Origin of the sequence: Actinoplanes sp. NPDC051859 (assembly GCF_044452725.1) — a bacterium.
In the GTDB taxonomy this organism is placed as follows: domain Bacteria; phylum Actinomycetota; class Actinomycetes; order Mycobacteriales; family Micromonosporaceae; genus Actinoplanes.
In genome coordinates this window covers 636,516-656,949 of the sequence record NZ_JBITBX010000003.1, presented here as the reverse complement: position 1 = coordinate 656,949, position 20,434 = coordinate 636,516, and the positions used below count along the sequence as shown (strand labels likewise).

At 69.0% G+C, this 20,434-nt stretch carries 22 protein-coding genes and 1 riboswitch; of the genes, 13 read left to right on the top strand and 9 right to left on the bottom strand.

Annotated features, from left to right (window positions below):
• Positions 1-89: 89 nt before the first annotated feature.
• Positions 90-1,088 (bottom strand): ATP-binding cassette domain-containing protein, encoded by a 999-nt coding sequence (locus ACIA1L_RS10910; RefSeq protein WP_396072442.1) that lies wholly within the window; start codon positions 1,086-1,088, stop codon positions 90-92.
• A gap of 298 nt (positions 1,089-1,386) precedes the next feature.
• Between ACIA1L_RS10910 and serA the strand changes: the two genes are divergently transcribed.
• Together serA and ACIA1L_RS10900 are read left to right on the top strand one after the other, a co-directional pair.
• Positions 1,387-2,601, top strand: a complete 1,215-nt coding sequence (gene serA / locus ACIA1L_RS10905; RefSeq protein WP_396072441.1) for a phosphoglycerate dehydrogenase — start codon at positions 1,387-1,389, stop codon at positions 2,599-2,601.
• Positions 2,598-3,956, top strand: coding sequence for an FAD-binding oxidoreductase (locus ACIA1L_RS10900; RefSeq protein WP_396072440.1), 1,359 nt, complete (start codon positions 2,598-2,600; stop codon positions 3,954-3,956). Before serA ends, ACIA1L_RS10900 begins: the two co-directional genes overlap by 4 nt.
• A gap of 17 nt (positions 3,957-3,973) precedes the next feature.
• Here ACIA1L_RS10900 and ACIA1L_RS10895 read toward each other — a convergent pair whose 3' ends face one another.
• Complete coding sequence (locus ACIA1L_RS10895; protein WP_396072439.1) at positions 3,974-4,981, bottom strand: hypothetical protein; 1,008 nt, start codon at positions 4,979-4,981, stop codon at positions 3,974-3,976.
• Between the two features lie 1,325 nt (positions 4,982-6,306).
• Positions 6,307-6,969, bottom strand: coding sequence for a response regulator (locus ACIA1L_RS10890; RefSeq protein ID WP_396072438.1), 663 nt, complete (start codon positions 6,967-6,969; stop codon positions 6,307-6,309).
• Between the two features lie 241 nt (positions 6,970-7,210).
• Between ACIA1L_RS10890 and ACIA1L_RS10885 the strand changes: the two genes are divergently transcribed.
• The 5 genes from ACIA1L_RS10885 to ACIA1L_RS10865 all read left to right on the top strand — a co-directional run bounded on the left by ACIA1L_RS10885 (position 7,211) and on the right by ACIA1L_RS10865 (position 11,116).
• A complete protein-coding gene (locus ACIA1L_RS10885) occupies positions 7,211-7,882 on the top strand; it encodes a winged helix-turn-helix domain-containing protein (RefSeq protein ID WP_396072437.1) in 672 nt (223 codons plus the stop codon).
• Between the two features lie 108 nt (positions 7,883-7,990).
• On the top strand, positions 7,991-8,596 hold the full coding sequence (locus ACIA1L_RS10880) for a class I SAM-dependent methyltransferase (RefSeq protein WP_396072473.1): 606 nt from the start codon (positions 7,991-7,993) through the stop codon (positions 8,594-8,596).
• A gap of 29 nt (positions 8,597-8,625) precedes the next feature.
• Positions 8,626-9,111: a MarR family winged helix-turn-helix transcriptional regulator gene (locus ACIA1L_RS10875; RefSeq protein ID WP_396072436.1), complete on the top strand. Its 486-nt coding sequence runs from the start codon at positions 8,626-8,628 to the stop codon at positions 9,109-9,111.
• Positions 9,108-10,736 (top strand): MDR family MFS transporter, encoded by a 1,629-nt coding sequence (locus tag ACIA1L_RS10870; RefSeq protein WP_396072435.1) that lies wholly within the window; start codon positions 9,108-9,110, stop codon positions 10,734-10,736. Before ACIA1L_RS10875 ends, ACIA1L_RS10870 begins: the two co-directional genes overlap by 4 nt.
• A gap of 77 nt (positions 10,737-10,813) precedes the next feature.
• Positions 10,814-11,116, top strand: a complete 303-nt coding sequence (locus ACIA1L_RS10865) for an antibiotic biosynthesis monooxygenase family protein (protein ID WP_396072434.1) — start codon at positions 10,814-10,816, stop codon at positions 11,114-11,116.
• Between the two features lie 112 nt (positions 11,117-11,228).
• On the opposite strand, the gene ACIA1L_RS10860 is transcribed toward ACIA1L_RS10865, so the two are convergent.
• The 4 genes from ACIA1L_RS10860 to ACIA1L_RS10845 all read right to left on the bottom strand — a co-directional run bounded on the left by ACIA1L_RS10860 (position 11,229) and on the right by ACIA1L_RS10845 (position 13,801).
• Positions 11,229-11,981, bottom strand: a complete 753-nt coding sequence (locus ACIA1L_RS10860; protein ID WP_396072433.1) for a GAF and ANTAR domain-containing protein — start codon at positions 11,979-11,981, stop codon at positions 11,229-11,231.
• A 473-nt stretch (positions 11,982-12,454) separates the two neighbouring features.
• Entirely contained in the window at positions 12,455-12,658 is a 204-nt protein-coding gene (locus ACIA1L_RS10855; RefSeq protein ID WP_396072432.1) for a hypothetical protein, read from the bottom strand.
• A 362-nt stretch (positions 12,659-13,020) separates the two neighbouring features.
• Positions 13,021-13,545, bottom strand: a complete 525-nt coding sequence (locus tag ACIA1L_RS10850; protein WP_396072431.1) for a DUF1360 domain-containing protein — start codon at positions 13,543-13,545, stop codon at positions 13,021-13,023.
• Between the two features lie 10 nt (positions 13,546-13,555).
• Positions 13,556-13,801: a DUF6158 family protein gene (locus ACIA1L_RS10845; RefSeq protein WP_396072430.1), complete on the bottom strand. Its 246-nt coding sequence runs from the start codon at positions 13,799-13,801 to the stop codon at positions 13,556-13,558.
• Positions 13,802-13,906: 105 nt separating this feature from the next.
• On the opposite strand from ACIA1L_RS10845, the gene ACIA1L_RS10840 reads away from it, so the two are divergent.
• The 3 genes from ACIA1L_RS10840 to ACIA1L_RS10830 all read left to right on the top strand — a co-directional run bounded on the left by ACIA1L_RS10840 (position 13,907) and on the right by ACIA1L_RS10830 (position 15,991).
• Positions 13,907-14,329 (top strand): hypothetical protein, encoded by a 423-nt coding sequence (locus tag ACIA1L_RS10840; RefSeq protein ID WP_396072429.1) that lies wholly within the window; start codon positions 13,907-13,909, stop codon positions 14,327-14,329.
• A 14-nt stretch (positions 14,330-14,343) separates the two neighbouring features.
• The gene (locus ACIA1L_RS10835; protein WP_396072428.1) at positions 14,344-14,673 is read left to right on the top strand and encodes a DUF3817 domain-containing protein; all 330 of its coding nucleotides are present in this window, start codon (positions 14,344-14,346) and stop codon (positions 14,671-14,673) included.
• Positions 14,674-14,893: 220 nt separating this feature from the next.
• Positions 14,894-15,019, top strand: a riboswitch (cyclic di-AMP (ydaO/yuaA leader).
• A gap of 45 nt (positions 15,020-15,064) precedes the next feature.
• Positions 15,065-15,991: an NlpC/P60 family protein gene (locus ACIA1L_RS10830; RefSeq protein WP_396072427.1), complete on the top strand. Its 927-nt coding sequence runs from the start codon at positions 15,065-15,067 to the stop codon at positions 15,989-15,991.
• A 250-nt stretch (positions 15,992-16,241) separates the two neighbouring features.
• Here the strand turns inward: ACIA1L_RS10830 and ACIA1L_RS10825 are convergent, their stop codons facing one another.
• Together ACIA1L_RS10825 and ACIA1L_RS10820 are read right to left on the bottom strand one after the other, a co-directional pair.
• A complete protein-coding gene (locus ACIA1L_RS10825; RefSeq protein WP_396072426.1) occupies positions 16,242-17,243 on the bottom strand; it encodes an RNA polymerase sigma factor RpoD/SigA in 1,002 nt (333 codons plus the stop codon).
• A gap of 547 nt (positions 17,244-17,790) precedes the next feature.
• On the bottom strand, positions 17,791-18,549 hold the full coding sequence (locus ACIA1L_RS10820; RefSeq protein ID WP_396072425.1) for a thymidylate kinase: 759 nt from the start codon (positions 18,547-18,549) through the stop codon (positions 17,791-17,793).
• A 267-nt stretch (positions 18,550-18,816) separates the two neighbouring features.
• On the opposite strand from ACIA1L_RS10820, the gene ACIA1L_RS10815 reads away from it, so the two are divergent.
• Genes ACIA1L_RS10815 through ACIA1L_RS10805 form a run of 3 tightly spaced genes read left to right on the top strand, consistent with a single transcriptional unit; the run spans position 18,817 to position 20,397 of the window.
• Positions 18,817-19,401, top strand: a complete 585-nt coding sequence (locus ACIA1L_RS10815; RefSeq protein WP_396072424.1) for a nucleotidyltransferase family protein — start codon at positions 18,817-18,819, stop codon at positions 19,399-19,401.
• Between the two features lies 1 nt (position 19,402).
• A complete protein-coding gene (locus ACIA1L_RS10810) occupies positions 19,403-19,657 on the top strand; it encodes a hypothetical protein (RefSeq protein WP_396072423.1) in 255 nt (84 codons plus the stop codon).
• Positions 19,654-20,397, top strand: coding sequence for a metallophosphoesterase (locus tag ACIA1L_RS10805; RefSeq protein WP_396072422.1), 744 nt, complete (start codon positions 19,654-19,656; stop codon positions 20,395-20,397). Before ACIA1L_RS10810 ends, ACIA1L_RS10805 begins: the two co-directional genes overlap by 4 nt.
• Positions 20,398-20,434 lie beyond the last annotated feature (37 nt).

Sequence of the window (20,434 nt, the reverse complement as noted above, 5' to 3'; positions counted from 1 at the left end):
CCCTACGACCCCGCCAAACACGGCGGAGCCTCGCGGTTCACCACCTCCCCGCCGCTCGCTCAAGCGGCGTGAGGTTGACACAGGGGGTGTCATGCGGTCACCTCCTCGGTGAGCGACGAATCGGCAGCGGCCGCGGGCTTGTCGGTGAGGGCCAGGAAGACCTCGTCCAGGCTGGGCTGGCCGAGGGAGAAGTCGTCGACCACGATGCCGGCACCGGCCAGCGCGGCGAGCGCCTTGGACGCCAGCTCGGCGGCGCCGTTTTCCGTGCCGCCCGCGCCCGCGCGGGCCGTGAGGGCGACCGGATCGGCTTCAGCCTGCACGGTGGTGCCCAGCACTCCGGCCAGCAGCCGCTCGGCCTCCGGGCGCTGGGCAGCGTCGCGCAGCCGCACGTGCACGGTCCCCTCGCCGATCGACGCCTTGAGCGAGCCGGGCGTACCCTCCGCGATCACTTTCCCGTGGTCGATCACGGCGATCCGTCCCGCGAGCCGGTCGGCCTCGTCCAGGTACTGGGTGGTGAGCAGGACTGTCGTGCCGTTCGCCACCACCACCCGGATGATGTCCCACACCTGATTGCGGCTGCGGGGGTCGAGGCCGGTGGTCGGCTCGTCCAGGAACAGCAGGTCGGGGGTGTTGAGAATGCTGGCGGCGATGTCGATGCGCCGGCGCATGCCGCCGGAATACTTCTTCACCTGGCGGTCAGCCGCCTCGGTGAGCCCGAACGCCTCGAGCAGCTGGGCGGCACGAGCGCGGGCGGCCGGCTTGGCGTGGCCCAGTAGGCGGGCGAGCAGCACGAGGTTCTCGGTGCCGGTGAGGTCCTCGTCGACCGACGCATACTGTCCGGTGAGGCTGACCCGGCTGCGAACGGCGTCGGCTTCCCGGACCACGTCATGCCCGAAGATGCGGGCCTGGCCGCCGTCGGGGCGCAGCAGGGTGGCCAGCATGCGCACCACCGTCGTCTTGCCTGCGCCGTTGGGGCCGAGCAGGCCATACACCGTGCCTTGCGGGACGGTCAGGTCGACGCCGTCCACAGCTCGGTTGTCTCCGAAGACCTTCACGAGACCGGTGGTCTCGATGGCCGGTGCGTTCATCTCTTCTCGGGTCCCTTCGCAGGCATGGGGGCATCCTGCCGCGGGGGTGTGACATTTTTGGCGAGGCGGCCCGGACTGTCAGGTTCTTGCCAGCCTTGCGGTGGGCGGCCGGCGCGCAGAGCCGAGTTGACCAGCGCAACCCCGGCCGCGGCAAGGTCACGAACGAGCGACCGGCTGGTGGGACCCGGGACACACCGTCCCCGGCCCCGACGTTCCGGCGCACTAGGCTGGGACGTCTGTGAACTGGGCTTCGGCGTGGCGGCCCGGGCGATCGATCCCTGACACGAAACGGAAAGTGATGATCGACCAAGCCAAGGTGCGAGTTCTGCTGCTCGAGAGCATTCACCCGGACGCCGTGTCCCGGCTCGAGACGGAGGGCTTCCAGGTCGAGTCCCTGCGCAACGCCCTCGACGAGACCGAGCTGCTCGAGCGCATTCCGGGCGTGCATCTCCTGGGCATCCGCTCGAAAACGCAGGTCAGCGCCAAAGTGCTGGACGCTGCGGACAGTCTGGTCGCCATCGGCGCGTTCTGCATCGGCACCGATCAGATCGAGCTCAGCGCCGCCTCCCGGGCCGGCATTGCCGTCTTCAACGCGCCGTTCTCCAACACCCGGTCGGTGGTCGAGCTGGCGCTGGCCGAGATCATCGCGATCACCCGGCGGCTCACCGAGAAGAACGAGCTCATGCACGCCGGCGTCTGGGACAAGGCCGCCAACGGCAGCCACGAGGTCCGCGGCCGCCGGCTCGGCATCGTCGGGTACGGCAACATCGGCACCCAGCTCTCCGTGCTCGCGGAGAACCTCGGCATGCACGTGTCCTTCTTCGACACTGCCGACAAGCTCGCGCTCGGCAACGCCCAGCGGTGCAGCTCCCTCGACGAGTTGCTCGCCACCACGGACGTGGTCACACTGCACGTCGACGGCCGGCCGGGCAACGCCGGGTTCTTCGGTGCGGAGCAGTTCGCCCGGATGCGGCCGGGGGCGATCTTCCTCAATCTCTCCCGCGGCATCGTGGTCGACCACCTGGCCCTGCGGGACGCCCTGGTCAACGGCCACCTGTCCGGCGCCGCGGTGGACGTGTTCCCGACGGAGCCGAAGGGCCGCGGCGACGAGTTCGTTTCCGAGCTGCGCGGCCTGCCGAACGTCATCCTGACCCCGCACATCGGGGGGTCCACCGAGGAGGCTCAGGCCGACATCGGCGACTTCGTGGCGAACAAACTCGCGCACTTCGTGCGTGAGGGCAACACCACGCTGAGCGTCAACCTGCCCAGCGTCGCTCTGCCGGCGCAGCCGGAGATGAGCCGCACCGTGCACGTGCACGTCAACATGCCCGGCGTCCTGGCCCAGGTCAACAGCATCCTTGCCGAGCACCAGGTCAACGTCGAAGGTCAACTGCTCAGCACCCGCGGCGAGTACGGCTACCTGATCACCGACATCAGCGGCGAGTACAGCGCCGACGTGCTCGACAAGCTGCGCGGCATGAGCCAGACGGTCCGGCTCAGGGTGCTGTCGTGAGCGACCTCGAGGACATTCTGCGCGGGGTCGTCGGTGACCGGCACGTGCTGGTCGACGGCGACCTGAAAGCCCAGTACGAGACCGACTGGACCCGCCGTTTCACCGGCCAGGCCCGGTGCGTGGTGCGGCCCGCCAACACCGCCGAGGTCGCCGCGGTGGTGCGCGCCTGCGCGGATGCGGGCGTGGCTCTCACGGTGCAGGGCGGCAACACCGGCCTGGTGGGTGGGGGCGTCCCGGCCGGCGGCGAGGTGCTGCTCAGTCTCGGCCGCCTGACCTCGCTCGACGAGGTGGACGTGCTCGAAGCACAGGTGACCGTGGGCGCGGGCGTCACGCTGGAACGTCTCCAGCAGCACGCCCGGCCGCATGGCCTCGACGTGGGTGTGGACCTCGCGGCGCGCTCGGCCGCCACGATCGGCGGCCTGGTCGCGACCAACGCGGGCGGCATCCGGGTGGTCCGCTACGGCAGCATGCGCGAGCAGGTGACGGGCATCGAGGCCGTCCTCGCGGACGGCAGCGTGGTGAGCCGGCTGGTCGGCCTCGCCAAAGACAACACGGGGTACGACCTCGCGCAGCTGCTCGCCGGCAGCGAGGGCACCCTGGCGATCGTGACGAAGGTCCGGTTGCGCCTTGTCCCGCTGCTACCCGCTCGCGCCGTCGCGCTGGTCGCGGTCGACGGCGTGCCGGGCGCGCTCGACGTGCTCGCCGCGGCGCGGGCCGGGCTTCCGGCGCTGGCAGCGGCCGAGCTGTTCCTCGCCGAGGGCCTCGAATTGGTACGCACGCACGGCAACCTCGCTGCCCCGTTCACCGAGCCGCACCCGGCGTACGTGGTGCTGGAGTGTGCGGCGCGGACGGATCCCACGGACGATCTGCTCGAGGTGCTGGGCGAGTGCGAGTCCGTGCGGGACGCGACGGTGGCTTCCGACGTGACCGGTGTGGCGAAGCTCTGGGCGTACCGGGAAACGCACACGGAGGCGATCAGCGCCGCCGGCGTACCCGTGAAGCTGGATGTTTCCGTGCCGCTGCGCGAACTAGCCGGGCTGGTCGCCGACCTGCCCGGCGCGGTTGCGGGAGCCGCGCCCGCCGCCCGACCGATCATCTTCGGGCATCTCGGCGAGGGCAACCTGCACGTCAACGTGCTCGGCGCGGGCGATCAGGCCGAGGACGTCACCGACGCGGTGCTGCGGCTCGTCGCCTCGCGCCGGGGCAGCATCAGCTCCGAGCACGGGGTCGGCCGGGCGAAGGCCCGCTGGCTGCCGCTGTCCCGATCGGAGTCGGAGGTGGCAGCGATGCGCCGGATCAAGGCCGCGCTTGATCCGGCCGGGCTGCTGAACCCCGGAGTGCTGCTCAGCGAATAACGCGGATCCGGGTGGCCCTACGGGGCGGAGTTGATCGACAAGAGGGTCACCCGGGAGGCTGCCTCGACGTCGTAGCGGTTACCGCGCGACCAGTCTTTCGGCGTGAGCGTGGAGCCGGGGGGCACGTCGCGTAGCGTCTTGGCGCCGGCGGAGACCGTGCCCACGCCGCCCTTCACCTGCACGCGGACCGGGTTTCCGGCCGGCGCGGACATGGCTAGCTCGTCCACCTCGCCCGCGAACTTCACCGGCACGGTGCCGGTCGCCGCAGGCAGTTGGATCTCCGCCCGCCGCGCGCCGCCCGCGACGTCGATGCCCGCGATCCGGCCGCCGGTCAGGTCGACATTCTGCTCGTCGACAACATCAGCGAAACGCAGCGTCCACGTCACCTTCGCGGAGAGCACGATTTCCACGGCCCGCGCGCCGCCGTCGCTGTCCGGTTCGAGCGCCAACCGTACGGTGTCCCGCTCGACCGCTGCCCGGGGCAACACGCCGGAGTCGTCCGCGGTGGTCATCCGGTACAGGTTGTCGCCCAGGTCCTCGCTGCGCACCGTGACCCGGGTCGCCGCGCTGGTCAGCTCGAACGTCGCCTGGGTCCGACCTTCGGTGAGCGCGCTGACCGTACGCGGCGAGTTCTTGCCGACGACGCCCAGCTCGAGCACGGAGGTGGTGTCCTTGCCGCCGTCGGCGAAGTAGGTGACGCCGGCGACAGTGCCGCCGACCAGCACTGCAGCGGTGAGCGCCGTACCGGCGATCATGACGGCTCGGCTGCGGCGCGGCGGTCCACCCGGGCCCGTGATCGTCGTTGTCGCCCCGGTCGGGTGCTTGAGGGCGCGGTGCGGCCGGATCTCGCGGCCGGGGCCGTCGATGAGATCACCGATGTGCTGATCCAGGTCCGGTGCGGACGGTCCAGTGTGCGGGTTCCGGGACCGATCGAGCACCGATGCGGCCGAGACCGATCGCGCCGGCTGTGCGGCATCGAACCATTCACCGGTGCCGGAAGTCACCGTGGGCGACAAGTCAGACAATCGCTGATATGCCTGGGCAGAGACCGGCGTATCCATCGGAATCGGCCCACCCAGCGACCCGCCCTGCGCAGCCTCGAACGGCGTTGCGCCGTGTGACCTCGCCACGGAAGAGCCTTGCGACCCGAATGCGGAAGAGCTATGCGAGCCCGGCACGGAAGAGCTATGCGAGCCCGGCACGGAAGAGCTATGCGAGCCCGGCACGGAAGAGCTATGCGAGCCCGGCACGGAAGAGCTTTGCAAGCCCGGCACGGAAGAGCTTTGCGAGCCCGGCACGGAAGCCGAGTCGGCCTTCGGACGTGCGAGGTGAGCTGTGGAAGACAACGGCGCCGCATCGTCGGCGACAGGCGCGGGGGTCGTGCGGCCACGCGGCGCGACCGGACCATCGTTGTCCTGGTCGCCGTCGCGCCAATGGCCGCTGATCGGACCCGCGGTGACGCCGAATGTCGCCCGGCCACCGGTGGCGGGCGGCGCGGGCCCGAACTTCGGCGCAGGCTGGTGCTCCCGCCTGCCCCGCTCCCCGCCGTCTCCCGGCTGGTGTCCGCTCGCAGGCAACGGCTGGTAACCGCCCGACTGCGGGCCGGCAGAAGGTCCGACCTGCGGCTCGATGGGCCGGCCAGGCTGCGGGTCGTTCAGCCACGGGCCAGCGGACCCACCCGGCCAAGCGCCAGCGGGACCGTCCGGCCACGGATCCTCAGCAGGCCCCGGATAGGAGGCGGGTGCCGAGTAGGAGGCAGACCCCGGAGAGGAGGCAGACCCCGGAGAGGAGGCAGACCCCGGAGAGGAGGCAGGCGCCGGGTAGGTGGCTGCCGGCGATCCGAACGAGCCGCCTTGAGCAGGTCCGAACGAGCCGCCTTGAGCAGATCCGAACGAGCCGCCTTGAGCAGATCCGAACGAGCCGCCTTGAGCAGGTCCGAACGAGCCGCCTTGAGCAGGTCCGAACGAGCCGCCTTGAGCAGGCACGACAGGGTGACCACCACCCGGCGCGGGAGCGGACGGGCGACCGCCCCCCGTGGGTGCGGCGAAAGCATTCCAGCTTCCGGTGTCGGTCATGCTGTCCTCCCACTGATCGCGGAGCGCGCCATCCGCGGCCGGTCGCCGGTGGGCCGGGTCGACTCCGGAACGCTGGTTCAGCGCCCTTCTGTCCCGATTAGCCCAGTCAGCTCCCGAGTTGGCGGGCAGACTCCCCAGCGTTCGGGACACATCGGACGCATCGCCCAGCACACGTTCCACGCGAAGCCCTCCCACCCGCGGCGCCCTACCCGATTCAAGGGCGCTCCGCGGAGAGGTACGGATTCCAAGGCGGCGCGGATGAGTGAGAGAGTGAACTACTCTGCGTGATGCCCATCGGGGCGCAGCAATCCGCGCCGGGTGGCTACCGCGACCGCCTCCAGCTGGCTGTGGGCGCCGAGCTTGCCCAGCACCGCTTTCACATAGCCACGGCACGTGTGCACGCTGATGCCGAGCCGCCGAGCGATAGCCCGCGGGTCGAGGCCGGAGCCCATCAGCACCAGCACCTCATGCTCACGCGCAGTGAGCCCACCGGCGCGCGGACCCACCACCGGGGCGGTGCTGCGCAGCAGTCGGGCAAGAATGTCGGTCGATACGGTCATCCCGCCGCCGTGCGCGGTGCGAATCGCGTTCATCACATCGCCGAGCGGACCGTTCTTCGACAGGAAGCCGGACGCTCCGGCCGCGGTCGCGCGTCCGACCAGAGCGGATTCGTTGTTGGCCGTGAGGATCACGAAACGCGTGTCCGGCAAGCGATGCCGCAACAACTCCGCGATGGCGATCCCATCCGCGTCCGGAAGGTCCGGATCCAGCAGCACCACGTGCGGACGCAGCTCCTGGACCATGCGGATCGCCTGTTCGCCTGTCCGCGCATGACCCACGTAACGCAGCTCCGGCTGCCCGGCCAGCGCTACACCGAGCAGCTCGGCGAACGTCTGATGCCCGTCCACCACGAGCACCGTGATCGCCTCGCTCACCATTCACGCCTCCTGATCCGTCAGCGCTGGAAGTCTATGTGCCGGTGTCTCGTAGCCAAGGCGTACCAACAGTCTGACAGCACATCCGAGCCAAGCCGACCGCGGTGACCGGCCGCCGGGCGGATGAGGCCGAGCGGTCGGGCGAAACTCGTATCTTCGGCGGAACCCACCCCTCGCTTTCGGGGTGCTCTCCACCGCGGCGGTGGCTTGTCGCACGACCGTCCCCCGGCCAGGGTGTTATCTCATGTACGAGATCCAGCTCTTCGGTCGCCTAGAGGTCCGCACGCGGGGTGTGCGTCTCTCCGGCGACGACCTCGGCGGCGCCGAGCCCCAGCAGATTCTGGCACTTCTCGCGCTGCACGGCGCGCTGCGCAAGGACGAGCTGGTGGAGCTGTTGTGGAATGGCCGCCCGCCGGCCGCGCATGAGGACACGATGGAGGGTCATCTGTCGCTGCTACGCCAGCGGCTGGATCCGGACGCCGCCGCCCACGACTCGATCATCACGACGGCCGGTGGCGGCTACGCATTGGTGGCCGAGCAAGTACGCGTTGATGTCGCCCGCTTCGAGGAACTGGTTGCCGCCGCGTCCGGCCGGTCGTCGCGCCGTGCGCTGCGCCCGCTGACCGCGGCCGCGCATGTGGCCGCCCGTCCGCTCCTGGAGGACGTCGAGCAGCCGGGCTGGGCCGCCGACGCCCGCGAGCGTTACCGCGTACGGGTTATGTCCGCTCTCCTGGAAGCGGCCGGCCACGCGGCCGCGATCGGCGATGCCCAGACAGCGCACTCTCTGGCGGCACAGGCGCTCGGCCTCGACCCCGCGTCGGAGCAGGCCCAAGCGATCATGGACAAGGCCGCGGCGAGTCTGGCGCCCGCTGAGCCTGGTGAGACACGCCACGGTCACGCCCTGATCCCACGCTAAACCCCCACAAATCACCAACCGTTATCCACAGTACGGGGAAAAGCACCCGCCCCCTGTCGCTCCGGACCCGAGAATTCCGGGGTGCATACGCAGCTTTTACCCGTACCCATGGCTCCGGAGATCTCTCTGCACCTCGCCGGCGGCGGCTTATTCGACGCGGCCGGCGGCGAATTCTCCAGCGATGCCCCGCCGCCGTTCTGGGCCTTCGTGTGGGCCGGCGGCCAGGCCCTCACCCGCTACGTCCTGGACCACCCGGAGCTCGTCGCGGGCAAGCGGGTCCTGGACGTTGCCACCGGCTCAGGCGTCGCGGCGATCGCGGCAGCCCGGGCCGGCGCCGCGAGCGTCGAAGCCCTTGATCTCGATCCCGCGGCGGCCGAGGCGGCCCAGCGCAACGCCGAGGCCAACGGGGTGACCGTCCGAGCCCGCGCGGCGGACGTCTCCGAGGCCGGTCCGACAGACGTCGTGCTGGCCGGAGACGTCTTCTACACCCGCACGGTCGCCGACCGGATGACCGCCGCCCTGCGCAAGTCCGCGGCAGCGGGTGCGTTGATCCTGGTTGGGGACCCCGGAAGGGGGTACTTCCCCGGACGGCTCTTCGTCCCTCGGGCGGAGTACACGGTGCCGGTGCCGGCGGCGCTGGAGGAAACAGAATCGCTGGTCACAGCGGTATGGGAGATGCGGAACACAATACCTGCATCAGCCAACAAGTTGTAGGCTGCACACATCTTGGCGGGGAGGTGTGAATGGCGGAGGCAGACGGCGACGACGCCACCGGACGGCTGGCCGACGAACTTCAGCGGTTCTTCCGTCTCGGGGCACGCGCCAAGAGCATGCTCAACACCGGAGACCTCGGCGCCGAGTTCTCGGCCCTCATGCTGCTGTTCCCGCTGAACCACCTGGGTCCCCTGCGGGTCACCGACCTCGCCGAGGTCAAAGGCGCCGACACCTCCACGATCAGCCGGCAGGCAGCGCAGCTGGTCAAGGCCGGCCTCGCCCGACGGGAGGCCGACCCCGCCGACGGACGCGCGTCGCGGCTGGCCGTCACCGACTCCGGTCGATCGGCCTGCACGCGCCTGCACAAGGCGCGGCACGCCCTGCTCAGCGAGACGTTGAGCGATTGGCCGCCCGAGCGCGTCCGCGCGTTCGCCGGCCTCTTCGAAGAATTCAACAGCTCCGTCGAGGCGCACTTGCGCACCGACCCAGCCGGATCAGCACGGGAGAGCACGTGACCAAATCCAGCACCACCGCTGCGGCGGCGGCCGGGTCAGGCGCGAAAGGCGCCGAGCCCACCGGGGAATTCACCCATCGCCAGATCCTCACGGTGCTGGCCGGCCTGATGATGGGCATGTTCCTCGCGGCTCTCGACCAGACCATCATGGCGACCGCCACCCGGACGATCGCCGACGACCTCAACGGGTTCAACCTGCAAGCCTGGGCAACCACGGCGTTCCTCATCACCTCGACGATCTCCACGCCGCTCTACGGCAAGCTTTCCGACATCTACGGGCGTCGACCGTTCTTCCTGTTCGCCATCGGCATCTTCATCGTCGGCTCGATCCTGTGCGGCCTCTCCCAGAGCATGTACGAGCTGGCTGCCTTCCGCGCCATCCAGGGCATCGGCGCCGGCGGCCTCATGTCGCTGGCCCTGGCGATCATCGGTGACATCGTGCCGCCCCGCGAGCGCGCCAAGTACCAAGGCTTCTTCCTCGCGGTCTTCGGCACCGCCAGTGTCATCGGCCCGATCCTCGGCGGCTTCTTCGCCGGAGCCGACGAGATCCTCTGGATCGACGGCTGGCGCTGGGTCTTCTACCTCAACGTCCCGATCGGCATCGCGGCCATGGTCGTGGTCGCCCGAGTGCTGCACCTGCCCCACCACCGCACCGACCACCGCATCGACTGGCCGGGCGCTCTCGCCCTCATCGTCGGTCTTGTGCCGCTGCTGACCGTCGCCGAACAGGGCCGGGACTGGGGCTGGGACTCGCGCCGCGCTATCGCCTGCTACGTGATCGGCGGCGTGGGCATCGTGGCCTTCGTGCTGGCTGAGCGGGCGTACAAGGACGAGGCATTGCTGCCGCTGCGGCTGTTCCGCAACCGCACGGTCGCGGTGGGCTCGATCTCCAGCACGATCCTGGGCATGGCGATGTTCGGCGGGCTCATGACCGTGCCGCTCTACCTGCAGATCGTCAAGGGCAGTTCACCCACGGTCGCCGGCCTGCAGATGATCCCGTTCGTGGTCGGCATCATGGCCGGCTCGATCGCCTCGGGCCAGCTCATCGCCCGCACCGGCCGTTACCGCATCTTCCCGATCATCGGCAGCATCCTGATGGCTACGGCGCTGGGCTTGTTCGCCACGATCGGCGCGGACACGGCTCTCTGGAAAGTCATGCTGATCATGGTTGTGATGGGTCTCGGCCTGGGCGGCAACATGCAGCCGATGATCACCGCGGTGCAGAATGCGGTGTCACCGCGGGAGATCGGCGTGGCGACCAGTTCGGTGACGTTCTTCCGCTCCATGGGCGGCACGCTCGGCACCGCCGTGTTCCTCTCGGTGCTGTTCAACGTGCTGCCCTCGAAGATCCGCGATGCCTACCTGGACGTGGGCATCCAGGCTCCGGCCGCAGCCGGCGGCGGCGATCTGAGCGACACGTCGTTCATCAGCAAGCTCCCGGCCGCTCTTGCCCATCCGTTCAAGGTCGGCTTCGCTGACGGCATCCAGGTCGTCTACCTGCTGGCCCTGGCGGTCATGCTGGTCGGCCTCGTCATCGTCTTCTTCCTGCCCGAGATTCCGTTGTCCCAGCGCTCGGCCCAACAACAGCGAGCGGACGACGCCGCAGCCTCGGCAGCCGCGCACTGACACCGAGAAGGTGCACGAGCGTCGGGTGCGCGCTCGTGCACCTTCTCCATGTCCGGTTCGGCGGTAGCGTAACGGGCATGGCTGTCGTAAAGATCAACGCGATCGAAGTGCCCGAGGGCGCCGGACCCGAACTCGAGAAGCGCTTCGCCGCTCGGCAGGGCGCCGTGGAAAACGCCCCCGGCTTCCTGTCCTTCGACCTGCTCCGCCCGGTTGCCGGCGAGACGCGCTATTTCGTCGTCACCCGCTGGTCCTCCGAAGAGGACTTCCAGGCCTGGTCGGCAGGCAGTGGCCGGGCAGCGCACGCCGGCGAGCGCAGCCGCCCCGTTGCCACCGGCGCAAGCTTGCTGGAATTCGAGGTCGTGCAGAGCGTCACCAAGTAGCGGCGATCACTCACCACCAGTTGTGGGGATCCACGCAGCGGTTCGGTCGGGCGCACGCACCACGGCCGGACCGCTGCGGTGCCCCTCCGGCGGAAAGAATCAGGGGCAGGCCTCAGGCGTTGCGCGCAGCTGCGGCGATGAGACGTTCGGCGACTTCCTCGCGGGGCAGGCCGAGTCGCTGCGACGTGTCGCGGAGGACGTCGTACGCCTCGCGGACGCCGCAGCCACGCTGGGCGATGATGACGCCGGCAGCGCGGTCGACGGCAGCGGCAGCGCACTGGCCCGCGCGGCGGTGAACCTCAGCAAGTAACAGCTCAGCCTGGCCGACCACGGCCATAGCGGTGAGGAGCGCCTCGGGCTCGATGCCGCGTCGGCCGGCGAACAGCGTCACCGCTCCCACTGCCGAACGGCGCAGGTCGAGCGGGATCGCCGCGACGGCGCCGACGCCCTCTTGGCGTGCACAGCGGGCCAGGTCAGGCCAGCGCTCATCGGCGGGCAGGTCAGGGATGGTGACAACCGTGCGGGTCCGGGCCGCCGCCAACCCGGGGCCGTCGCCGGTGGCGTGTTGCAGGTCGTCGAGAGCCTGCGCCCGCGGACCGGAGGCGGCCAGGGTCGGCGGGCCACCCTCGCCGATCAGCGCCACTGAGCAGCGCAGTGTTCCTGGCACTGCCCCTGCGGTGAAGGTTGCCAGGCGATTGAGTGCCTGCGGCACGTCGTCGGCACTGAGCATCAGCGCAGAGAGCTCCTGCAGCAGGCCGGCCACCTCGACGGAATGGGGCGCCGGACGACTGTCGCTGACCCGTACCGAGCGGCCACCTTCGACGCGGTCCCGCGTGGCACGGATGCGCTCGGATCTCCCGGGCACCGGGCGGACAGGTTGGCGCGCGTTAGGGCCGCTGCGACGGCCGCCGCGGCGCTTACGGCGACGCTGGCCCGCCGTACGGCTTCGGGGGTCGTCCGTTGCGGCCTGCGGGCCCTCAGCCCGACCTACGCCGGCGTTGGTTGCCATACCCTCTCCTAGCCCACCATGTGGCGCGCGATTCACGGTCGGGCCGCCTTGCGGGGCACGGTTGTCGGACGGTCCGTTTCTAGGCGCACGGCTCGCGGCGGAACCACCCGGCGCCGGACAAGCGGCAGAGTCGGCTGGGGTGGTCAGCGAGCCAGCCGCAGCGCTGTCGCGGGACTGCTCCCGAGTGCCGAGCGCGCCTTGATCGGGCGAAGTGGCGGCGGTCGCCGGCATGGTGCGGCGCGACGCCGAACGCCGCTCGGTGCTCCGTTCCGGGGCAGACATTTGCCCGATATTGCCATGCGAGTCCGGAAACACGAAAGTGGTGTCCACTAACGGGTGCCGTCCACGGGCGTAACCGTCTGCGCCGATGCGCGGTGTTCTAAGAATGTGCCCGGCGGGGCCGCCAGCGTGTCTTCACGCTCGTCCGAGTCGGCCAGGATCGCCTCCGCCTGGGCCCGCGGGTCGGCGCTGCCTGCGGCGCGTTCCTCTGGCAGCAGGTCAGCGGCGCGCCGTTGCACCCGATCGTCAGTCATGCTTCGAGCGGTACCCGAGAATTGCGGCCGCAAAAACGATGCGGGTAAGGAATCCCGGACGGCGGATGCCGAAATCCGACACCAAACGCGAACGGCGCCCACGCGGGACGCCGCCACATATTCCGGCTGGCAGATAGAAAAAGCCGCCCCCGGCACGGGGCCGAGGGCGGCGGAAGAAGGATGCCGGTGTGCAGGTCGCCTCGCGGCGGAAGGCTCAACGCGGCTCCAGCCGAACGGTATTCCGCGAAGGCTAAGGGTGAGGCCCGGGGACACTGGGCACACCGGCATCTGGTCCTAACCTTCGACCGGCCGCGGCGATTCCTGAAGGCTATGTGACCTGGACCACAGTGAAAGCGGCTGGGTCAGGCGTCGCCGGCAGCTTCCTTGGCGGCCGAGTAAGCCATTTGCAGAAAATCTGAAGCAGCCGTCGCGGTGAACACCGTGGCAGCGAGCCGGGTGAGCTTCGGGGCGAAGACCAGACCGCTGGTCAGGCCGGTAGCGATCCAGACGGCCAGGCAGAACGGACAACTGACCAACTCGCCCAGCGAGTGCCGGATGCTGCTGCCCTGGTCGCGTACCTCCTCGTTGACCTCGCCGCTGCCGCCTGGTTCGGCGTACCGCGTGAAGGGCGCGCGCAGCGGGCTGGTGATCGAGTCCTTGGCGATCAGGCGGCTCAGCTTGTGCGTGGCGATCGAGATCAACACGATGTCGGCGACCGCCGGCCGCTCCGGCACCGGGCGGCCGGTGACCTTCGCCGCGACGCCGAGAGTGCCCGCCAGGATGCCGAATGCGCCCATCATCGCCGCATATCCATCCAGCGGGCGGTGCTCGTGGGGGGCGTACTGCCGACGCAGGTTGTCGAGCCGGGCGCGCACCGAGGAGGTCATCCGGTTCCTCTCAGAAGTCCTGGGTCAGCCGGTGCGGATCGACCTCGCGGCCTGGATGCCGGGCCAGATACTCGGTCTCCAGCTCCGCCGTACGGCGTAAGTGGTTGGCAAGTGCGGCCTCGGGACCGTGTCGCAGGGTCGCTAGCCGGGTGCGGTGCAGACTGCCGAGCTCGCGGATCAGGTCGTCGTCGGCGAGCCCTGCCGGGTCGATGCCCTGCTCGGTGCCGACGCGGTCGCCGACCTCGGAGTCACTCATGATCTCTCCCTCTCTCGGTGCTTGCAGGGTTGCCCGTGCGCCTGATCGCCAAACCCGGCGGTAGCACCTTCAGGGCCCGACGAAACCTGCCGGTACCCTCGACGCATGAGAGCGCTGTGGACCCCGGCGTGGATTGCGCGCCACGTGGTCGCGCTCGTGCTCATCGTCGGTTTCCTGGGCCTGGGCTGGTGGCAGTTCACCCGGGCCAGCGGGGGGAACAAGCTCAGCTGGGGTTACACCTTTGAGTGGCCGCTTTTCGCGTTATTCGTCGGCTTTTTATGGTTCCGCGAAGTGCAGCAGGAATTGAAGACCCGAAACCCCGCTTCTTCGCGTACGGAAGAAGAAAGCGCGACTCCCGACCCGGCCGCACCAGTGACGGTGCGTCGTCCGGTGCGCGCCGTGAGCAGGCAAGCTGTTGCCGCTGCCGACCCCGAGCTCGAGGCCTACAACGACTATCTCGCCTGGCTCGGCGCCCACCCCGGGGCCCGGCCGAGCGACTACCCCGGACCCAAGAGCGGCATCAAGTAAGAAGGACGTGGATCGTGCAGGGAGCCCTCACCCGCTACCGGATCATCGCCTGGATCGTCGGCGTGGTCCTCGTCGTGCTCATGTTGGTGGCCATGCCGATGAAATACATCGGCCACGACGGGAGCCTGGTAGCCGCGGTCAGCCCGGTCCACGGCTTTCTCTACATGCTCTACCTGGTTGCCACGTTCGATCTGAGCCGGCGGGTGGGCTGGGCGCCCAAGCGGATGCTGCTCGTGATGCTCGCCGGCACCATCCCCGTGTTTTCCTTCTGGGCCGAGCACATTGTCACCCGCAGGTGGGTTGCGCCGGCGGTCGCCGCCGAGCCTGTGTTGGCGGAGAAATAGCGAAAGTAACGCTGCGAATCGGCGGGATAGCGTTCAGTTATTCGGAACATTCCGAAATTCGTGATGATTGGCGCAGGTCACTCCCCCGCCTCTTGTGTTAATCCGGATCGCCGATAAGTTGATGCGGTTGGTCCGGTCCGCAGCCACAAACCCGCCCGTGGCGCCGGCCATCGCCGCCGAGTCCTCGACGGTGGAAGCGATGTTCCCGATCCCCCCGGAACCCTCGCGACCGCCACGAAGAACCGGGGAACCACCGAGAACCTGGGGTGAATCCGCGTTCGCGCGGTAGGGCCTTCTTCCCGCCCGAATCCGTCAGCTAACCCGGTAGGCGGCACAGCGGAAGAAAGGCCACGTTCCGTTGCCACACGCCCGCACGAGGCTTCGCGCTCTGGTGGTCGCCGCCCTGGCGATCGCGGTCACCAGCACCGTCGCCCCGGCCCCCGCGCACGCGGCGCCCTCCAAGAACGAACTCACCAAGAAGATCGAAAAGGCGTCCCACCAGCTCGAGGACGTTGTCGAGTCGTACAACAAGATGCGGATCAGCCTGAAGAAGACGAAGGCCGAGGAAGTGAAGCTCGCCGCGTCACTCAAGCCCGCGAAGGAAGCCCTGCAGGTCGCCGGTACGCAGATGTCGGCAATCGCCGCGTCGGCGTACAAGACCGGCAAGATGGGCACCATGAACGTCATGCTCGAGGGCGGCGATGCCCTGATGGATCGCATGTCCATTCTCGAGCAGTTGTCCCGCAGCCGGCAGCGCGACATCAGCAACTACACGGCTACGACGCAGACCTTCAGCGATCGTCAGGCCGCGCTGAAGACGACGCAGGACAAGCAAGCGGCGGAAATCAAAGAGCTCGCCGCGCGCAAGAAGAAGATCGAAGGCGATCTCGACAAGCTGTACGAGATGCGCACCGCGGCCTACGGCACTGCCACGAACGCCGGCTCGGCGTACACGGGCAAGGTGCCGTCGGTCTCCGGTAAGGCGGGCGTGGCGGTGAGCTTCGCCTTCGCCCAGATCGGCAAGCCGTACGTGTTCGGCGCCGGCGGTCCCGGCTCGTACGACTGCTCGGGCCTAACCTCGGCAGCCTGGGGTGCGGCCGGCAGGGGGATGTCGCACAACGCCGCCGCGCAGTTCAGCGAGACCAGCCGAGTCAGCAGAGCCCAGCTCCAGCCGGGCGACCTGGTGTTCTACCGCGGTCTCGCGCACGTCGGCATCTATGTCGGCGGCAACCAGATCATCCACGCCTCGGTGCCCGGCGAGCCGGTCAGCAAGGTGTCGATCGACATCATGCCGCCGTACGGCTTCGGACGACCCTGATTCATCGGGCGTCATCTTTCACCGGCGTCAACGCGAAGGCCGGCGTTCCCTTCGGGGAGTGCCGGCCTTCCGCGTGTGGCGGCGAGGAAGGTCGGCGGAGTGCCGGCCTTCGCGTATGGCGGCGAGGAAGGTCGGCGGAGTGCCGGCCTTTCGCATGACAAGAGTGGGGGCAGGCGTCGGTTGACGTCACAACGCGGAAGGCCGGCGCCCCCTGCGGGGCACCGGCCTTCGACGTTCGCGCTTGCGATGCTTACGCGGCCTGGAGGCCCTCGGCGCGGGCCAGCTCGCGGAGGCGACCCAGCGCCTGAATCTCGAGCTGGCGGATGCGCTCCCGGGACAGCGAGAAGCGCGAGGCCACCTCGGTCAGCGAGTGCTCCCGGCCGTCCTCGAGGCCGTAGCGGGCCCGCATGATGCCGGCCGACCGGTCATCGAGGTGGTTGAGCAGTCCCTCGATGCGCTGCCGCTCGAGGGCGGTCAGCACGATCTCCTCCGGCGACGGGGCGTCGCTGTCGGCGACCAGGTCGCCGAGGTTGGTGTCACCGTCGTCACCGACCGGGGTGTCCAGGGATACGGTGTCCTGGGCCCAGCGGGTGAGCTCGGTCACGCGTTCCACCGTCACGCCCAGGGCGGCAGCGACCTGCGCCGGCTCCGGGTCGGCGCCGAGCTCGCGAACGAGCTGGCGGGTGACGTTGCGCATCCGGTTGACGTCTTCGACGAGGTGCACGGGCAGGCGCACGGTGCGCTCCTGCTGCGCGATCGCCCGGCTGATGGCCTGACGGATCCACCACGTCGCGTACGTCGAGAACTTGTAGCCGCGCTCGTAGTCGAACTTCTCCACGGCGCGGACCAGGCCGGTGTTGCCCTCCTGGATGAGGTCGAGCATCGGCATGCCCGAGCGCACGTACCGGCGTGCGATCGAGACGACCAGGCGCAGGTTGGCCCGGATGAACAGGTCCTTGGCCCGGCTGCCTTCGGCGACGAGTCGTTCCAGTTCTTCCCGGCTTACGCCGCGACGGACTTCACCGCTCTCGAGCAGGTGCTCGGCATAGAGGCCGGCCTCGATTGCCTTGGAGAGGTCGACCTCCCTGGCGGCGTCCAGAAGCGGCGTCCGGGAGATCTCGTGCAGGTAGACGCCGACGAGGTCGCGCTCCTCGGCGACTTCGTCCGTCCGCATCACGGTGTTCTTCTCCACGTTGCCCACGGTCCCCTCATTGCCTTCACTAACCCTGTTACGGGCAATTCCTGCGTCCATCGGCCCTCCCCGTAACGTCCGCAGTTCGTGCATTGCGGTACTGGCACCTCACACAACAAGTGGCGCCCTGTACTGATTCCGGCTGGTGAGTCGAAAGTGACACGAATGCCTGAGCGCCAGCTGAGAGCCGGTTGGACACTTACTGAAGAGGGCTCTCTCGGAAGGCATTCGGAGCCGAGTGCGGCGTCGGATGTGTCCGTCGACCCATCCGCTTCGCCCCAAACATGACACCATCAGCCCCTCGTCCGGCACAGCGACCGCCGTCACGGATTGCCTTGCGACGGTCGTCACTACCCAGTACGGCCCGGTAGCCGGATGGGTTCACGTCCAGCATCGACAGGTTGCCGCCCAGACTTGATGCAAACGCCACGGCGAAGATTCCCGGGCCGCTGGGACCCGGGAGCCTCTGCCACCATGCGGCACATCGCGCCGCAGATCACTAGCCCATCCGGGTGACCCTCGCATGGGCGACCATCGCTTCCTTCCGTCGTTTCCGCTGCCCCGACCAACCACACAGTTAGTGACGGAGAACACAGCCGGAAGTGGCTCAGAAAACCTCGGCCAGCTGGAGCGTGAGTGCCGTCGCCGCGGCCGCCAGGGTTGCCACGGCGACCAGCGCAGCTCGGGCGTGCACGAGCGCGAGGCGCGGAGTCGGCGCGAACCGCCGGGCGGGGGCCAACGCACTCAGGTGGGCCAGCATCGATGCCTGCACCTGCTCGGGTGAGCCATTGGCATCGATCACGACGAAATCGGCATGCTCCGGCAATGCCCGGTAGGCCGCAGCAGCCGCCCGGAGATATGACATTTCCTCGTGGTCATAGCCTCGGCGTTCGATCCGGTCATACGCCACCGCCGGGTCGACGGCCAAGAGAAATGTCACCTCCGGCCGGGGAAAAACGCGATAGGCGAGGCGGGCGCGACGCTCGGCGCGATTCAGGCGCTCCGGCCGGGGGGTCTTGGCATGGGCGCGGATGCTCGCGTACTGGCAGACGGCGTACCGGTCCATGACGGCGATTTCGCCGGTCAGGCGGCGGCGCAGCAGAGTGCGCAAGATCGCCAACCAGCGTAGGACCGATTCCACGAACAGCATGGCCTTGCGACCGAGCAGGTGCTCGCCGTCACGCCGGCCCAGGACGGCGGCCAGTCGACCGAACCAGCGACGGCCGCCGGCGTTGCGGCGGTAGCTCGCCGGGAGGCCCTGAGCGGCCAACGCGGTCGCCAGCAGGTGTGCCTGGGTGGTCTTTCCGGACCCGTCAATGCCGACTAGGGCGATGGTCCGGGGTCGATGGGCGGACGCGGATGTCATGACCGACTGCACCGCAGCGCAGCAAGGGCCAGAAGGGCATGACCGGAGAAACAGTCAGTCACGAGGGCTGGGCCGGGGACCATACCCACCGAGGGTAGCCGGCAATGTCACGCACCGTTCCTCGGCGAGGGCCCGCTCCGGGCGTACAAAATAGGGCTAAGCAGTGGAATTTGCCGTTTGGGCAGGGTGCGCCTCGCGTTACAAGGGTGGCCGTGCGGGGTAGTCGGTCCGTCGGGAAACGGACATCGGACGACACAGGGAGGCGCCATGCCGTATCGGGTGGACGAGGGCCTGGTCACCACGCTCAAGCGGGTGGCCTCCGTGCTGAAGCAGGCCGAGATCCCGTTCGCCCTCGGTGGCAGCTTCGCCGTGTACGCCCACGGTGGGCACTCCAGCGACCACGACGTCGACTTCCTCATCCGCGAACCGGACAAGGAACGGGCACTCGCCGAGCTGTCCGCGGTGGGCTTCGAGGTGGAGCAGCCGCCCGAGGACTGGCTGGTCAAGGTCTACGACGAGGGGCGGATGGTGGACCTGATCTACCGCCCGGTCGAGACGCCGGTGACCGACGCCACCCTGCGCGACACGGTGATGCGCCCGGTCGAGGCGATCAACATGCCCGTGCTGTCGGCGACCCAGCTGATGATGCACAAACTGCTCAGCTACACCCAGCACTACTGCGACTTCGCTACCGGCCTGCCCGTGGCCCGCTCTTTGCGCGAACAGATCGACTGGGACCGGGTGCGCGCGGAGACCGCGAAATCGCCGTATGCGGAGGCGTTCCTGACGCTGCTGGACCGCCTCGAGGTGGTACCGGAGCCGAGAAGTGCACAGCTCACCGTGGGGGGATGAGATGACAACACACATCGACGAATACCTGGAGGCGGAGATCCAGCGCCTCCTGACCGAGACCGGCGAAGTTGCCGAGCAGGGCATCACCCTGCACCGGCGGGAGCATCTGCTCGTCCTTGGCGGCGAGGTCGAAAGCACCCAGCGCCGTGACGAGATCTGCCGCCAGATCACCACCCGGTTCCCGGACGTGGAGATCGCCTGCGACATCGGCATCGTGCGCGCCGCGGCGCCCAGCGAGGTGGAGGAGATTTCATGATCCGGATCGCCGCAGTGGGCGACGTCCACGTGGACAAGGACGTGGTCGGGCGTTACCGGCCCGCCCTGGAACAACTGCCGGACGTCGCCGACGCACTGCTGATCGCCGGGGACCTCACCCGGCACGGCACGGTCGACGAGGCAAAGTGCATGGCGACCGAGTTCGGCAACCTGGCCGTGCCGGTCGTGGTCGTGCTCGGCAACCACGACCACCAGAGCGACCAGGAGGCCGAGCTCAGCCAGGTGCTCACCGACGCCGGGATCATCGTCCTCGAGGGTGACAGCACGGTGCTGGAGATCAACGGTCACCGGCTCGGCGTCGCCGGCGCGAAGGGCTTCGGTGGCGGGTTCGCCGGGGCGTGCGCCAGCTCGTTCGGCGAGCGCGAGATGAAGGCTTTCGTGGGCACCACCGAGGCCGTCGCCGAAAAGCTGGGAGCTGCCCTGCGCAGCACCGAGTGCGACGCACTGGTGGCGCTCACGCACTACGCCCCAGTGCCGGAGACATTGGTCGGCGAGCCGTTGGAGATCTACCCGTTCCTGGGGTCGTACCTGCTGGGACAGGCCATCGACTCGGCGCCGACCGCGCTGGCCCTGCACGGGCACGCGCACCACGGCTCGGAGCGAGGCCGTACGCCCGGCGGCGTCCCGGTCCGCAACGTCGCCCACGCCGTGATCAAGCAGGCCTACAACGTCTACCAGCTGCTGTCGGACAACGTAGACGCCGAGCTGGTGTCCGCCTGATCCCGATTCATCCACCAAGGCCGCTGCCCTCCGGGGT